The 14,724-nt window shown below is 43.9% G+C and carries 9 protein-coding genes; 1 reads left to right on the forward strand and 8 read right to left on the reverse strand.

The window, feature by feature from the left end; genetic code table 11:
- Positions 1 to 5: 5 nt before the first annotated feature.
- The 6 genes from dapF to DWW91_RS23535 all read right to left on the reverse strand — a co-directional run bounded on the left by dapF (position 6) and on the right by DWW91_RS23535 (position 10,881).
- On the reverse strand, positions 6 to 818 hold the full coding sequence (dapF, locus tag DWW91_RS23510) for a diaminopimelate epimerase (RefSeq protein ID WP_122329080.1): 813 nt from the start codon (positions 816 to 818) through the stop codon (positions 6 to 8).
- A gap of 373 nt (positions 819 to 1,191) precedes the next feature.
- Positions 1,192 to 2,862 (reverse strand): RagB/SusD family nutrient uptake outer membrane protein, encoded by a 1,671-nt coding sequence (locus DWW91_RS23515; protein WP_122329081.1) that lies wholly within the window; start codon positions 2,860 to 2,862, stop codon positions 1,192 to 1,194.
- Positions 2,863 to 2,880: 18 nt separating this feature from the next.
- Complete coding sequence (locus DWW91_RS23520) at positions 2,881 to 6,240, reverse strand: TonB-dependent receptor (protein WP_199722624.1); 3,360 nt, start codon at positions 6,238 to 6,240, stop codon at positions 2,881 to 2,883.
- A 337-nt stretch (positions 6,241 to 6,577) separates the two neighbouring features.
- The gene (locus tag DWW91_RS23525; protein ID WP_122329083.1) at positions 6,578 to 7,600 is read right to left on the reverse strand and encodes a FecR domain-containing protein; all 1,023 of its coding nucleotides are present in this window, start codon (positions 7,598 to 7,600) and stop codon (positions 6,578 to 6,580) included.
- A 65-nt stretch (positions 7,601 to 7,665) separates the two neighbouring features.
- The gene (locus DWW91_RS23530; protein WP_122329084.1) at positions 7,666 to 8,250 is read right to left on the reverse strand and encodes an RNA polymerase sigma-70 factor; all 585 of its coding nucleotides are present in this window, start codon (positions 8,248 to 8,250) and stop codon (positions 7,666 to 7,668) included.
- 411 nt (positions 8,251 to 8,661) lie between these two features.
- Positions 8,662 to 10,881, reverse strand: coding sequence for an alpha-N-acetylglucosaminidase (locus DWW91_RS23535; RefSeq protein WP_048317472.1), 2,220 nt, complete (start codon positions 10,879 to 10,881; stop codon positions 8,662 to 8,664).
- A 174-nt stretch (positions 10,882 to 11,055) separates the two neighbouring features.
- Between DWW91_RS23535 and DWW91_RS23540 the strand changes: the two genes are divergently transcribed.
- Positions 11,056 to 11,394: a cupin domain-containing protein gene (locus DWW91_RS23540; protein WP_010802637.1), complete on the forward strand. Its 339-nt coding sequence runs from the start codon at positions 11,056 to 11,058 to the stop codon at positions 11,392 to 11,394.
- 215 nt (positions 11,395 to 11,609) lie between these two features.
- Here the strand turns inward: DWW91_RS23540 and asnB are convergent, their stop codons facing one another.
- Positions 11,610 to 13,274 (reverse strand): asparagine synthase B, encoded by a 1,665-nt coding sequence (asnB, locus tag DWW91_RS23545; RefSeq protein WP_007658404.1) that lies wholly within the window; start codon positions 13,272 to 13,274, stop codon positions 11,610 to 11,612.
- Positions 13,275 to 13,286: 12 nt separating this feature from the next.
- On the reverse strand, positions 13,287 to 14,708 hold the full coding sequence (locus DWW91_RS23550) for a glutamate synthase subunit beta (RefSeq protein WP_122329085.1): 1,422 nt from the start codon (positions 14,706 to 14,708) through the stop codon (positions 13,287 to 13,289).
- Between the last annotated feature and the right edge of the window lie 16 nt (positions 14,709 to 14,724).

The following is a 14,724-nucleotide window of genomic DNA, read 5'->3' on the forward strand; positions in this document are numbered from 1 at the left end:
TTGTGTTACTTCTCTATTATTCCTTCAAATACGGTGACTGCTCCTCCGGTCATGTAGACCTTTCCTGAGTTTTCGTCCCAGTGGATGGTGAGTGGGCCGCCGTCCATGAATACTTTTGTTTTTCGTTTCGTCTTACCGCATACGACACCGGCTACAATTGTAGCACAAGCTCCTGTTCCGCAAGCCTGGGTGATGCCCGAGCCCCGTTCCCATACCCGCATCCGGACTTCATCGTCTTTTAAAACCTCTACAAACTCAACATTGGTCCGGTCGGGGAAGAAGGCGTGTGTTTCCAGCTTAGGTCCGATAGCCGGTAAGTCGATATCGTTTATATCATTAACAAAAATAACCAGGTGAGGGTTGCCCATTGACACGACGGTTCCGATGTAAACCTGTCCGCCGACTTCCAGTTCGAGGGCCGATTCGCCGATTTCGGGTGTTCCCATATCGACTGTTACTTCACTGACGGTATCATCATCCGAAACGGTCAGCTGAAGCTCTTTAATGCCGGATAATGTTTCGAGGGTGACTGTCTTTTTATCGGTCAGTCCTGCATCATATACATATTTGCCGATGCAGCGGGAAGCGTTTCCGCACATCATGGCCTCGGAACCGTCTGCATTGAATATCCGCATGCTGAAATCGGCTTTTTCAGATGAACCTATCAGTACTAATCCATCCGACCCGATGCCTGTATGGAGAGCGCTCCACCTGACAGCTTGCTTTTCCGGGTTTTCCAGGGGATAAGCCATCGTGTTTACGTATATATAGTCGTTACCGGCTCCGTGCATCTTTGTGAATCTAACTGGATTTGTCATTTTATTTGTTTTACTCCTGTTATTGTTTCCTTTTGTTTTATTACGATACAAATATACGACGTTTTGATATATTATAATCATTAAACGTATCCAAATGTCCTTTAAATCTCTATTGTGTGATAATTTGATTCAATAAAGCGGTTTTACGTAATAATTCGTAACTGTATAACAAATAATCCGTGTGTATTGTAAGTTGCTGTAAGTGAAAAGTTGTTGAAATATCGTTAAAGCTACTCTTGTTGGCAGGTTTGGTTGTGTCTTTATGTTCATAGAAGAGCATAAAAAGGACGGCATTCCGTACGAATTGTAAGTAATTCGAGGGGAATGCCGTCTTTTTGTAAAATGATACGCAGATGTGGTCTGTTATTTACTATTACAGTCCTGCCTGCGGATCGAATGTACCATTTTCCCAACCTTTTGTTTGTTCCAGGTTAGGGTTGTTGCTCATTTCGCCTCGTTTCATTGGTAGGAAATACATTTGTTCGTTTGTGATCATGGGGGTGTTGTCGCGGTCGAACAGATGGGTGGAATAACTTCCATCTCCTTTTTGGGTCATCACTAATGCATGACGTTTTTCCTGACCTGTCATTAATTTGTCGTAGATCATCCAACGACGCATATCCCATAAGCGTTTTTGTTCGAACAACAATTCTATGAAACGTTCTTCATGTACAGCTTCACGCATTTCTTCTTGACTCATCTTCGGATTCAAACCGTAAAGCATTCCTTTCATGTCCGGATTAGAACTGGTTTCTTTGATACCGGCACGTTTACGGATTTGTTTTAGCATATCGAATGCTTCATCCAGTTTACCAACCTCTACCGCTGCTTCTGCATAGTTCAACATAACTTCGCCTAAGCGGATGTCAATGTAGTCGGTTCCTGATTTCTGACATTCATCAATTGACAAACTCTGATTGATACCTTTTTTGGAATAATATCCAGTTCGAGTACCCATGTTTTTCCCATACGCATAGTCATTTTGAGCATCTTCATTCAATTCCATTTTTTCATTGAAATAGGTACTACCTTGGTAAACTATTGTTGCATAGAAACGATTGTCACGGTTTTCCCACAACTTAAAGATATCTCCGCTACCTTCTTTTTCCCAATCGGCATAGGTGTAGGTTCCACCATCGATAGTCGGGAAGCGGTCGATAACCTCTTGTGTCGGATGGCAGCCACCGGAAGCATTTTGTGAGAATTTGATCGGACGAACTGCCGCATCGCGCTTATGCGTACGGGTCGGGTTTTCATAGCGGATGGCAAAGATTACTTCTTTGTTCATTTCTTCCAAGAATAATTCACCGTAGTCTTCGTATAAGGCATGTCCTTGACCGATCAAGTATTCAAGTGTTGCCTTGTTGTGGTCATATGCCGTTTGCCACTGTTCGAGTTTGTTGTTAGGATTGAATTGCGGACTGGCACGAAACAACAATACTCGTCCTAAGAAAGCTTTAACTCCTCCTTTGGTAATACGTCCCAATTCACTGGCATCGTATGTATCGGGTAGTTTTTCAGCACAAGCGTTTAATTCATTAATGATGAACTCGAAGCACTCTTCGGTTGAATTACGTTTAACAAAAAGGTCGTCTGTTATCTCTTGAGGTACTGTTATCAAAGGCACGCCGCCATAACGTTTTACCATTTCAAAGTAGAGGTAAGCCCGGATGAAACGAGCTTCATGGATCAAACGATCTGCCAGCTCACGGTCAATAGTACATACCTCCGGGTTTGAAGCATTTTGTATGAAAATGTTACAATTGCGTATGTTTGCATACGGCCAGTACCAGATAGGACTATCCGGAGTAATCGTACCATTTGTCCAAGAGCCTCCACCTGTGGCCTCGTCTGAGGCATCAGCAACAGAAGTATCCCATGCTGGAATAGATGTATATAATGCATTCAAGAAAGAGGTTGTTAATGTTTTATCAACCCAAACTTGCTCTTCTGAGATAGAACTCAAGTCTTCTTTATCCAATATGCTGGAACATGAAGATGATAAAGCCAAAATGGCTGCACATGTAATAAATATTTTTTTCATATCGAATTACTCAAATGATTAGAAACTAACATTAACACCGAAGTTAAAACTCTTTGTCAACGGATATTGGTAAGCACCGCGGTCGCCGCTATTTTCTGGATCGTAAATGCCGATGTGGTCTAACACGAACAAGTTAGTTCCTGACACATAAAGACGGCAGCGGTCTACACCGATCGAACTCATCCATTGCTTAGGCAATGTATAACCGATTTCGATATTTTTACAACGGAAATAATTACCATTCATCAGCCAGAATGTAGAAGCTTGACTATTGGCTCCTACAGATCCTGTACCTCCTACACGCGGATATTTTCCATTGATATTATCGGGAGAATAAGCATCCGACCAGATATTCAAAACTGTTTGTTCTGTCCACGTATCGCCGCGGTTAGGGAACATGATTGAACGATGGCCGACTCCTTGGAAGAATGCTGTGAAATCAAGTCCTTTCCATTCACCACCTAAACTGATACCGTAGATGATTTCAGGATCTTTACTATATAATGAAAGGACTGCTTTGTCATTACCATCGACTATTCCATCGGGACCACCAACACCGCCTGCACCATGTATATCTTGCAAGATGATATCTCCTTTTGACCAATTGAAACCTCCATTATATTTAGGCAAACCGACAAGGTCTTCGTCGGTACGGGCAATGCCATCGGCGATATAGCCAGTGATAAAGTTAATTGGACGACCTGTTTTCAATTCCCATTCGTAAGCATTAGCTGATTCATCAATTTTCGTGTAATGGTTGCGGGCGAAAGAAAAGTTGGTTGACACATAGTAGTTGAAATTTCCAATCTTGTTGTCGTGACGTACTAAGAACTCGCAACCTTGGTTGACCATTTCAGCATAGTTTTCTTTCGGAAGGCTGGCACCGAACGTTTCCGGTATCGTACGTGTACGAGCCATCAGGATATCTTTGGTCTTTTTATGGAAGTAATCGAATTCCAAGCTCAATAATCCGTTCCATAATCCGAGGTCGAAACCGACATCGGCCGTTGTGGTTGTTTCCCACGTAATGCCTCTACTAGGATAAACCCCTGGTAGAATACCGGTTGCCCCACTTCCAAAAACAACGTTGCTACCGGTGTTGAATTTGCTCAAATATTGGTAATAAGCAACATTGCTTCCTCCATCATTACCTAAGGTACCATAGGATGTACGAAGTTTCAAATTGTTGATGAAGCTTAGTTTTTCATTTGATTTGAAGAAGTTTTCTTCTGTTACACGCCATCCGGCAGAAACCGACGGGAAGAATCCCCAACGTTTTCCCGGAATCCATTTTACGGAAGAGTCGTAACGGAAGTTGGCTTCTAACAAATATCTGTTGTCAAAGCCGTAATTGACACGCCCTACATAACCGATACGCCCGATTTCAGATTCGTTACCGCTGGCATCTTTCCATTGGCTATCAGCACTACCTGCAAACAATTGTTCCAAAGATGGTGAAAGCAATTCTTTGCGTTGAGCCCAAAAATTATCTCCCCATTGTTCGAATTGTTCATATAAGAACATGGCTCCAATGTCGTGTTTCCCGAATGTATGGTTATAGTTCAATTGCAGGTTCAATGTGTACGAACTGGTTTCGTTGAAATCTTTTCGAACAAAGTTTCCGTTTTCTGTTCTTGTACGTGTTCCGGTAACGGACGCATCATCACGGATGATGTGGTTATGCTCACCGGATGTTTCGTGCATATATAACGTATAGGCTTTACCGACGGTTTTGTAATTCTCATAATACCGGCGGTAGTTGAACATTGCATTGGCACTCAATCCTTCAACCCAAGGAATATCCCATTTAGCACTTAATTTGGTATTCAGGGTGTTCTTTTTCTTGGATCGGTGTCCGTTTTTAATGGCTTCCAAAACGTTCCAGTTGTAGATGGTTGCATTCGGTTTTCCGTTTACATAAGCCGGTTCGGTAGACGGGAAGTTTAACAAAGCACGATACATATCATTCATCAATTCCTGGTCGGAATCGTAAGGCCAATAGGGAGTCCGCTGATCACCCATGTTTCCGTCGACATCTAAGCCGATCGTAAAATTGTCAGCTACTTTGGCATCTACATTTGAACGGAAACTGTAGCGTTGAAAATCCAAATTATCGAATGTTCCGGTTTGATCGAAATAGCCGATTGACATATAATAATTGATACGTTCACTACCACCATTGACGCTTAGGTTATGTTGCATTGTGAATGGGTTTCTCCAAGCTAAATCTACCCAGTCTGTACTATGCGTTTTGAAGTATTCTTGTTCGTCGGCGGTGTAGTAACGGGTGTCGGTTTCAGGAATACCGTTGTACATGAATTTGTTATTCAGATACACTGTTCTATCGTATGCGCTCAATACTTCCGGTTTACGTGTTGAGCGTTCGGTACCGAATAATCCTGAATAGCTGAATTGTGGTTTTTGATTCTTACCGCGTTTGGTTGAAACAACAATCACACCGTTTGCTGCACGCGAACCGTAAACGGCGGCCGAGGCTGCATCTTTCAGTACGGAGATGTTTTCGATTGTATTCGGGTCCAAGGCATCGAAGTCGGCTTTTTCACGGACAACACCGTCGATTACGTAAGTTGGGTTTGTATTGTTGGGTGTATTGGTCCCACGGATGGTGATCGGGGAAGATACACCGGGCATACCGGATTTATTGTAAGAGAAGATACCCGGCATACGTCCTGCCATCGCATTGGAAATATTGGAAACCGGAATAGTTGCAATGTTTTCAGCAGAGATTGTAGCTACGGATCCTGTCAGGTTCATTTTCTTTTGTGTACCGTAGCCGATAACAACCACTTCATCCAATTTTTGTGTATCTTCTTTCATGGAGATTGTAAAATCGGTTTGTCCCTCCACTTTTACATTTTGAGTCAGGTAACCGATAAAAGATACTTGTAGTGTCGCATTTTCCGGAACCTCCAAAGTGAAACGACCATCCATGTCGGTGATTGTACCGATAGTAGTACCGTTTACAGAAACGTTTGCTCCGGTAATAGGACCTAACTGGTCATTGACAATACCTTTGATAGTTTTTGTTTTTTGCTGAGTAGCATTTGCTTCCATGCTTTTCGGGCGCAGGATGATTTGCTTGTCATTTACGCTATACTCAATGTTTGCAGCCTTGCAAATTTCATTTAAGATAGTTTCAATAGACTTGTCTTTGACTTTGATGTTTACTTTGCGGTCAACATTAACGAGCTTGCTGTTGTACATGAAGTAAAATTCGGAACTTTCTTCAATTTCCTGCAAAACTTGTTCAACAGAAGCATTCCTCATGTCCAAAGAAATTCGGGCAGATTGTGAGTACAAGGTGCCTGCACTTGCCGTACTTAAAAAGCAGGTTAAACAGAATGCAGCGAGTTTCATACGCATTGGAATTTTTGGTAATAAGTCAAAATTAGACTTAAAACCTTCTAGGTTTGATAAATTCTTCATAATTTCACATTATCAAATTTAATTAGGTTTGAAAATAACTTAATTGGGGATTACCATTCGTCAGGTGAGATTTTCGGATTGGTAATTTGTTTGATTGAAGCAGGAAAATGTAACCAGCGTTTTCCTGCTTTTTCTTTAAGTGTCTGTTCTCATATAATATTTCTTTTAAGTTAACATTTATAATATTAGTTTTTATATTAGACGTGGCGTGTGGGCAAACACCCTATGTTAAAATCCACTTTTTTTCTTTTTTCTTTGATGATGTGTGTTACTTTATCGTTTTTATGATAACAGTGCGTCGTGAATAGGTGAAATCATCTGTTTGTTTAGGTTCTATCACTGTACATTTTATAGGTGCTGTTTTTTCCAGTAGGAGTAAAACTTCACTTAGTGTCTCTGTGGTAAAAGTAGCAGAATAGTTATAGTCATACAATTCTTCACCTTCCAGCTTAATATCGACATTGAAATGGCGGGCGAGTCGTTGCACGATTTCATTCATGTTAGCTCGTCTGAATATCATTTTTCCGTCTTTCCATGAAGTTTCGACAGCCAGATTTACTTTGTCAACTTCCATTCTACTGGTATTTTTATAATATACGACCTGTTCTCCCGGACGTAAAGTCCTGGAAACCGGCTGGCCTATTTCTGTGACTTCAATATGCCCTTTTGCTAAAGTTGCCTCTATTTTATCTTCATCTTCATATGCCTTAACATTGAACTCCGTGCCGTAGGCACTGACTTGCAATCCATTGGGCGTTAATACATCGAAGCGGTTCGATTTATCAGAAGTTACTTTAAAATATGCTTCTCCCGTCAGTTGTATGTTTCTTTTGTTGTCGGTAAAACGTTTGGGGTAGGAGATGGAGGAACCGGAGTTTAACCATACCTCGGATCCGTCGGGAAGGGTGATTTTGGAAATCAAACCATAGGCCGTTGTCAATTCCACTTGTTCTACCGGCAGGTTGTTCCAATCCTTCAGCGTATTGAACAGGGAATAGGTCGCGATCAGAACAGGGATCAGCAGTACTGCTGCTGAAGTCCGGATAAAACTCAGGATTTTCTTTTTGTATTTATCAATAGCGATTTGTCTTGAGACTTTTTCCCAGTTCTGCCGGGTGTTTATTTGCTTATGCAGTTTAAGTTCTGCCGTAGTTTCCCAGATAAAACGAATATCATCTACTTCCTTTTTGAAGTCGGGGGAGGATTGTAGCTGTTGCTCGAAAGCGTTCTTTTCTTCTTTAGATAAACGTCCTTCAAGATATGCTATTATATGTTCTGTATGAATATCCACTTTCGCTCTTTTATAAATTAGACGTATAGCATAAAAGATACCCTATGTTAAAGAATGTTTTTATATTACCAGAGTAACAGGATTATAAGTGGGAGGTAATCTTTCAATTCAACACGCAGATGTTTTAACGCTTTTGTCATATAGGCCTCTACTGTCTTGACTGAAATATTATGTTCGGCTGAGATCTCAGTGTATGTCATACCTTCGAATCTGTTTTTTTCAAAAACAATCCGTATGTTGTCAGGAAGTTTGGCAAGTGCTGCCGAAAGCATCTGTTCCAGTTCAATCGTTGAGTAGATATCTCCGGAGGTATACCATGAAGTATTGTTCTCGATTTCTTTTTGCTGCCAGTTTTGTTCTGTTTCCTGTTTACGTAGGAAATCTATGCAGGTGTTTTTTACACTTGTGATAAGAAAGTTACGGCTAGATGTATTGATTTCTATATTCTTTCTGTTTTTCCATATTTTGAAAAAAGTTTCCTGTACAATGTCTTCACAAGTCTCCCATCTGTCAACATATCTATGGGCAAAAACACATAAAGGAGAGAAAAATTGAAAAAAAAGAGTACGAAATGCTATCTCGTCGTCTTTTATAGCAATTCTCCAAAACAAACTATCAATGGAACTTATCTCCTTCTCCTTTTCCTTCATTTTATCTATCGCAATGGGGGAATATGATTTTTAGCTAGTGCGTAGTTCTTGAAGAACTATTGCATCCACATGATGCAAATATAAGGTATTTTTATTACAAGTAGTTAAAAACCTGACATTAATCAAAAGGATTCTTATATTATAAAAGTTATACATATAGTAATATCCAGGATAAACTTATTGAGTAGTTTTTGTTTTATGGTTTGAAAAACAAAATGTTATGTGATGTGGTTTTAACCCGAGTTCTTCAAGAACTCAAATAAAACGACCGCTTTTAATTCTTCTATTAAAATGGTTTTTAACGATTATAAGTAATGTAAAGATGCAATTCTGTTATCGTCATTATCCGAATAACGGAATTGCATCTCTGTAAACCTGTCAGTTTCGGTGAGATCCGAAAAGTTCTCAGATTTATTTATTAGCCTGTTTCATAACAGGAAGCCATTTGGCATATAATTCTTTTACGATTTCAATCTCGTCTCCCTGCGGAGTATCCGGATAAACGTCTTTGTTAAACGCCCAATCATATTCCCAATTGGTTAAGCGGGTATAGAAATCGCTGGCATCCAGTGCGGGGCGGCCCGCCAGCGATTTGCGGATGTATTGTTCGTCGTAGCGCCATTCTCCTTTGGGCTGGGCTTTCAGGTAGCTGATGAATTTCTCCCAACGTGGCTTATAATACCCTTTCATTAAGCCGGCCCATTGACGGTTGGAATATTCAAACAGGTGGGCGGAAGAATGATTTGGGCCCCATACTGTAACTAATGTACGGGCATTCCATTCATATAAATCTTTTTCTTCCTCAGTCGTTCCCCATTGGCGTGCTTCTTTAATCCATTTGCCAAGCAGGAAAGTAGAGCGGGTACCCAACAGGCGGTCGAAGTCATCGATCAATGCCAGGAACTGTTCTCCGGCTTGTTGTAATTTTTCGTTATCTTCGGCCAAATAGGCTTCTGTTATCTGTTTTTGTAAAGGTAAAGACAGGTCGGAAAGACACTGGCGCATCACATCCACCAGGTCATAACGGTAGGTGTCACTTTTTTTCAGATCGTTGGAAGCCTGAAGAAAATGATCGACCGCATCCCATAAACGAACGGTAGAATAAGGGCGACTCAAATCTCCATTAGCGGCGACTTTCTGGATGGTTAAAGCCGGACGGGCACACATGACACTTTCTGTGCTGGGTAATCTACCGGCTTTACTTCCATAGACTGTTTCCAGTAAGACTTTCCAACCTTGTTCTGCACCGGCCGGTAGTTTTCCGTAGCGGGCACGTGCATAATCGGTAATCCATTTTTGCAGGTCGGGTGCATCCTGCATCCAGGTTATTTCTGTAGACAGTTCGTAAACGACCGGATTATGTTCGATTGCTTCCGGGAAGAGGCCGATGCCTTGTATATTGCCTCCTTTGGGGCTTTGTTTCAGTTCGTGTGCATTTTTGGCGTATAAGGCCAGATTGCCACCCATGTAAACACGTCCGCCATAGTTATGCAGTACGCCGGCCACATACGGATAGTTCCAGAAGCTATTGAATTTTTCTACATTCCAGCCTCCTAAATCCAGTAATAACAAACGGTCCTGAGGGAATGTGCGTGCAATAGCTTCACGTAACGACCAGGTTTGCATGGCAATAATTGCTTCAGGATCGAAACCGGATGCGACTTCCCATATCACTTTCCCAACAGCTTCGAGATATGACTTTTCGTTGCTGGGAGCTGCTCCTTCATGGAAGGGATCGGCTGCATATATATGATTGGTTCCGTATAATTTCTGTTGTTCTTCCAGAAAGGCTTGTCCCATTTCTTTGAATAAAGGGTCGAGGGGATCTAACTGAACGGTTGCTGTGAATGCGTTGCACCAACGGTTTTTGTCTTTGATGCGGGCGTCCGGATATTTTTCTTTCAATTTGATGGGAACAAAACCTGTAAAACTTTGCAGGATCGGTGTCATTCCCAGTTCACGCTGACGTTCCAATATCTGTTGTCCGAGTGCCTGATGAGAATCGATCCATGATTGAGGTAACGGGCCTCCGTATGTTTCGATGTTTGTCATCCATTGCCATGCCTGGAAAGCCGGACCGACTAAAAAGGTACGGATTTCATCGTCATTCATTTTAAAACGGCGTAAGGTGTTTTGCCAGACTGCTTCCTGTCCGATCACTGCCAAAGGCATATTGATACCGTGCATGGCCATCCAGTCTATTTCACGTTGCCAACGTTCCCAGTTCCACCAGGCCATTGTGTAACTGATCGTACAGTAATTCAGATAAACGCGGTGGTCGAAAGCTGTGGGGCGGATTATTTTTTCCGGCACTTCAGGCAATCGCGACGGAAGATTCAGGTTATCTCCGTTCCAGGATATATGCGCGTTACAGTAGTATTTCAGATAATGGTATAAAGCAGAGGCCACAGAAACTCCATTGTTACCGCGTAATATGATCTTATTGCCTTTCGATTCAATTTCAAAACAATCTTTTCCATCCTTCGGCTGAAACATTTCCACTTTGAACGAGGATGCTTTTTCAGGAATAACTCTTTTGATAAGTGCTTCTGAAGCCTTACGTGCATCGTCTTTGGCCCATATACTACCTATGGATAGTAACAGACAACATACAATCAATCTTAATTTCATTTGGTAAAAATATTAATTTAGTATTTATAATGTTTTTCATGTGTAATTACTAAGCAAAGTATCTGAATGTCGAATAATTGACGTATAAAAGCACCGGATACCCTATGAAAATTTGAAAAAACTACATTATCATTTATCTTTACAGCCTGAACAGGAATTAATAGATAAGAATTTATGAATCACGAAAGTGCTAATTTTCAGTTTGAAAAAGAAATAGGATGGCAGGATCTCGGTGGAGGTGTGCAGCGTCAGATCATGGGATATAATGGTGATCTGATGATGGTGAAAGTGAAATTTGAAGCGGGAGCGGTCGGTGCGCCTCATACGCATCCCCATACGCAGGTTACCTATGTGGCAAGTGGCGTTTTTAAGTTTACGACGGATGGGGAAACCAAGGTTATCCGGACTGGGGATGGCGTTTATATGAAATCGGGAGTTTTGCATGGTTGCGAGTGTGTGGAAGCCGGTGTTCTGATTGACACGTTCAATCCGGTTCGAGAAGATTTTTTGTAACTGTCAGAAGGAATTTTTTGATGGCAAACTATCTGTTTATAATTTCCTAAGCAGGAAACTCTAGTTTCTTGCTTAGGAAACGCGAGTTCCCCGCCTAGGAAATTGTAGTTTCCTGCGGAGGGAACTGGAGTTTTCTGAATACGAAACTACGAGGAGACTGTAATCGATTGAGAAATAATACCGTATCTATTTTTTGCCCAATACGGTTTTCTCCATTAATAAGCAGCTTCGTGTACCCCTTTGATGGAACGTCCGCTCGGTTCGTTCATATTTCTGAAGGCAGCATCCCAGGCCAGTGCTTCGGCTGTCGAGCAGGCAACGCTCGGGACGGATGGTACGCTGCGTGCGGCACTCTCACTCGGGAAGTGCTCTTCAAAGATCGTACGGTAATAATATTCTTCCTTGTTTTGCGGCGTATTGATCGGAAAACGGTCGGCGGCTTGTTTCATCTCTTCGTCGGTGATCAGTTCGGAAGTGATCTTTTTCAATGTATCGATCCAGCTGTAGCCAACGCCGTCGGAGAACTGTTCTTTCTGACGCCAGGCGATCTCTTCGGGCAGCATATCGGCAAAGGCTTCGCGGAGGATCTTCTTCTCGACAGTCTTGCCCGGACACATTTTGGCAGCCGGGTTCAGGCGCATGGCAACGTCGAGAAATTCTTTGTCGAGGAAGGGAACACGGCCTTCCACACCCCAGGCACAGAGGCTTTTGTTGGCACGCAAACAATCATATAGATAGAGTTTGCTTATCTTACGCAATGTCTCTTCGTGGAATGCCTTGGCATCCGGTGCTTTGTGGAAATACAGATAGCCACCGAACACTTCGTCGGCTCCTTCGCCACTCAAAACCATTTTGATACCCATGCTTTTGATGACGCGGGAAAGGAGATACATCGGGGTAGAAGCACGTACGGTCGTTACATCGTAGGTCTCGATATAATAGATAACGTCGCGGAGGGCGTCCAGACCTTCCTGGATCGTGTAGTTGATCTCGTGATGGACGGTTCCGATCGCATCGGCTACCTTGCGGGCAGCGATCAGGTCGGGGGCACCTTTCAAGCCGATGGCGAAAGAGTGAAGTTGCGGCCACCAGGCATCGGCTTTACCTCCGGTCTCGATACGCTTGGCAGCATATTTCTTGGCGATGGCGGAAGTAATGGACGAATCCAGGCCGCCGGAAAGGAGCACGCCATAAGGTACGTCGCTCATCAACTGGCGTTGCACGGCAGCTTCGAGAGCGTCATGGAGTTCTTCTATGCTGGCGGGGTTGTCTTTCACGTTTTCGTAATCCATCCAGTCGCGGATGTACCATTTCGTAAGGTCCGTATCTTTGCTGTAAAAGTAGTGGCCGGGCTTGAACTGGTCGTAGATGGTGGCGAAGCCTTCCAGACCTTTCAGTTCGGAGGAGACGAGAAGATGTCCGTGGTCGTCGTAACCCATATATAAAGGTATGACGCCGATCGGGTCGCGGGCAATGAGATAGGTGTCGTTTTCTTCGTCGTAGAGGGCGAAGGCAAAGATTCCGCTTAACCTTTCCACGCAACCGGTACCGTATTTGCGGTAGAGGGCGAGGATGACTTCGCAGTCAGAGCCGGTCATGAATTCATATTCTCCTTTCAATTCTTCACGAATCTTACGGTGGTTGTAGATTTCACCGTTGACGGTAAGGATCAGTTTACCGTCTCTGCTTTTCAGCGGTTGGCCACCGGAAGCCGGGTCGACGATGGAAAGACGTTCGTGGGCGAGGATGGCGGTTTTACCCTGATAAATCCCGCTCCAGTCCGGGCCGCGGTGACGGATACGTTTACTCATTTCAAGCGCCTGTTGTCGGAGGGCGGAGGCTCCTTCACGAATGTTGAAGATTGCTGTAATGCCACACATAATCCTGTTGTTTTATTTTGTTAGATATTTGTCAATTGCTTTTGCTGCCTTGCGTCCCGAGGCCATTGCCCGTACGACCAGGCTGGCTCCGCTGACGGCATCGCCACAGGCGAAGAGGTTACTGCCGGCGATTTGATTTTGACTGTCGACGGCGATATTCTTACGTCCGTCCACAGCTAGGGAGAGTTCTTTTACAAGACCTTCCTGTTCGGGATGGACGAAACCCATGGCGAGGAAAACCAGGTCGGCTTCGATGATCTCTTTCTTTCCGGTCATTTTCATTTCGGGACGGCCTCCGTTATCCGACGGTATCCATTCCACTTCTTCCACTTCCACACTTTTCAGTATGTTTTTATCGCCGATAAAGCGGCAGGAGGCCAGGTTCCAGCGACGGATGCAACCTTCTTCGTGACTGCTGCTGGTTTTCAGTACCTGCGGATACATGGGCCAGGGAGTTGCGGGATTGTGTCCGACAGGCGGCTGGGGCATGATCTCGATCTGGGTGACGCTGGCGGCACCATGACGGTTGGCTGTTCCGACGCAGTCGCTGCCCGTATCACCGCCACCGATTATCAGGACTTTCTTGCCTTTGCAATTGATGATGTTTTTAGGGGGGATGGCGATGCCTTCGAGGAGGCGGTTCTGTTGACCCAGCAGTTCAAGGGCGAAATGAACGCCTTTCAGGTTACGGCCTTCGATCGGGAGGTCGCGCGGTATTTCCGAACCGATGGCGATGCAGACGGCATCGAAGTCTTTGACAATATCCCGGGCCGTCACTTCTTTGCCGACCATCGTGTTTACGCGGAATTTGATTCCTTCTTTCTCCATCAGGCGGATACGGCGATCGATGATGTTTTTCCCCAGTTTGAAATTGGGTATGCCGAAACGGAGCAGGCCACCCGGTAATTCATCTTTTTCAAAGACTGTCACTTCGTAACCTTTACGGTTCAGTTGGTTGGCTGCGGTAAGCCCGGCGGGGCCGCTTCCGACTACGGCAACGCGTTTGCCATTGCGCCGGGGGTGTTGTGGTTGGATATAACCTTCGCGGAAGGCGGCTTCGACGATGGCGGCTTCGTTTTCGCGGATGGTGACAGGTTCGTCGCAGCTTAGTTTTAGTACACAGCTTTTTTCGCAAAGGGCGGGACAGACGCGGCCGGTGAATTCCGGAAAGTCGCAGGTCTGTTCCAGTACCTGGTAAGCCTCTTTCCATTGCCCTTTGTAGAGGAAGTCCTGCCATTCGGGTTGTTTGTTGCCGATGGGGCACGCCCAGTGGCAGAAAGGTACGCCACAATCCATGCAACGGGATGCCTGGCGGCGGCGGTCGCTGCTGTTGAGTGTTTGTTCTACTTCGCTGAAATCGTCGATACGATCTTCGACAGGCCGATAACCTGCCTCTTGTCTATGTATGGTGAGGAATGCTCTTGGATTTGCCATTGTTGTTTCGATTTTA

This window comes from Parabacteroides sp. AF17-3 (assembly GCF_003635445.1).
Lineage (GTDB): Bacteria > Bacteroidota > Bacteroidia > Bacteroidales > Tannerellaceae > Parabacteroides > Parabacteroides goldsteinii.

Bases quoted from the DNA above. Each gene is read 5' to 3' on its own strand.
- DWW91_RS23530 (WP_122329084.1), bottom strand. From the start codon at position 8,250: ATGAAGGAAAAGGAGAAGGAGATAAGTTCCATTGATAGTTTGTTTTGG.
- DWW91_RS23535 (WP_048317472.1), bottom strand. From the start codon at position 10,881: ATGAAATTAAGATTGATTGTATGTTGTCTGTTACTATCCATAGGTAGT.
- DWW91_RS23550 (WP_122329085.1), bottom strand. From the start codon at position 14,708: ATGGCAAATCCAAGAGCATTCCTCACCATACATAGACAAGAGGCAGGT.
- DWW91_RS23520 (WP_199722624.1), bottom strand. From the start codon at position 6,240: ATGAAACTCGCTGCATTCTGTTTAACCTGCTTTTTAAGTACGGCAAGT.
- asnB (WP_007658404.1), bottom strand. From the start codon at position 13,274: ATGTGTGGCATTACAGCAATCTTCAACATTCGTGAAGGAGCCTCCGCC.
- dapF (WP_122329080.1), bottom strand. From the start codon at position 818: ATGACAAATCCAGTTAGATTCACAAAGATGCACGGAGCCGGTAACGAC.
- DWW91_RS23540 (WP_010802637.1), top strand. From the start codon at position 11,056: ATGAATCACGAAAGTGCTAATTTTCAGTTTGAAAAAGAAATAGGATGG.
- DWW91_RS23515 (WP_122329081.1), bottom strand. From the start codon at position 2,862: ATGAAAAAAATATTTATTACATGTGCAGCCATTTTGGCTTTATCATCT.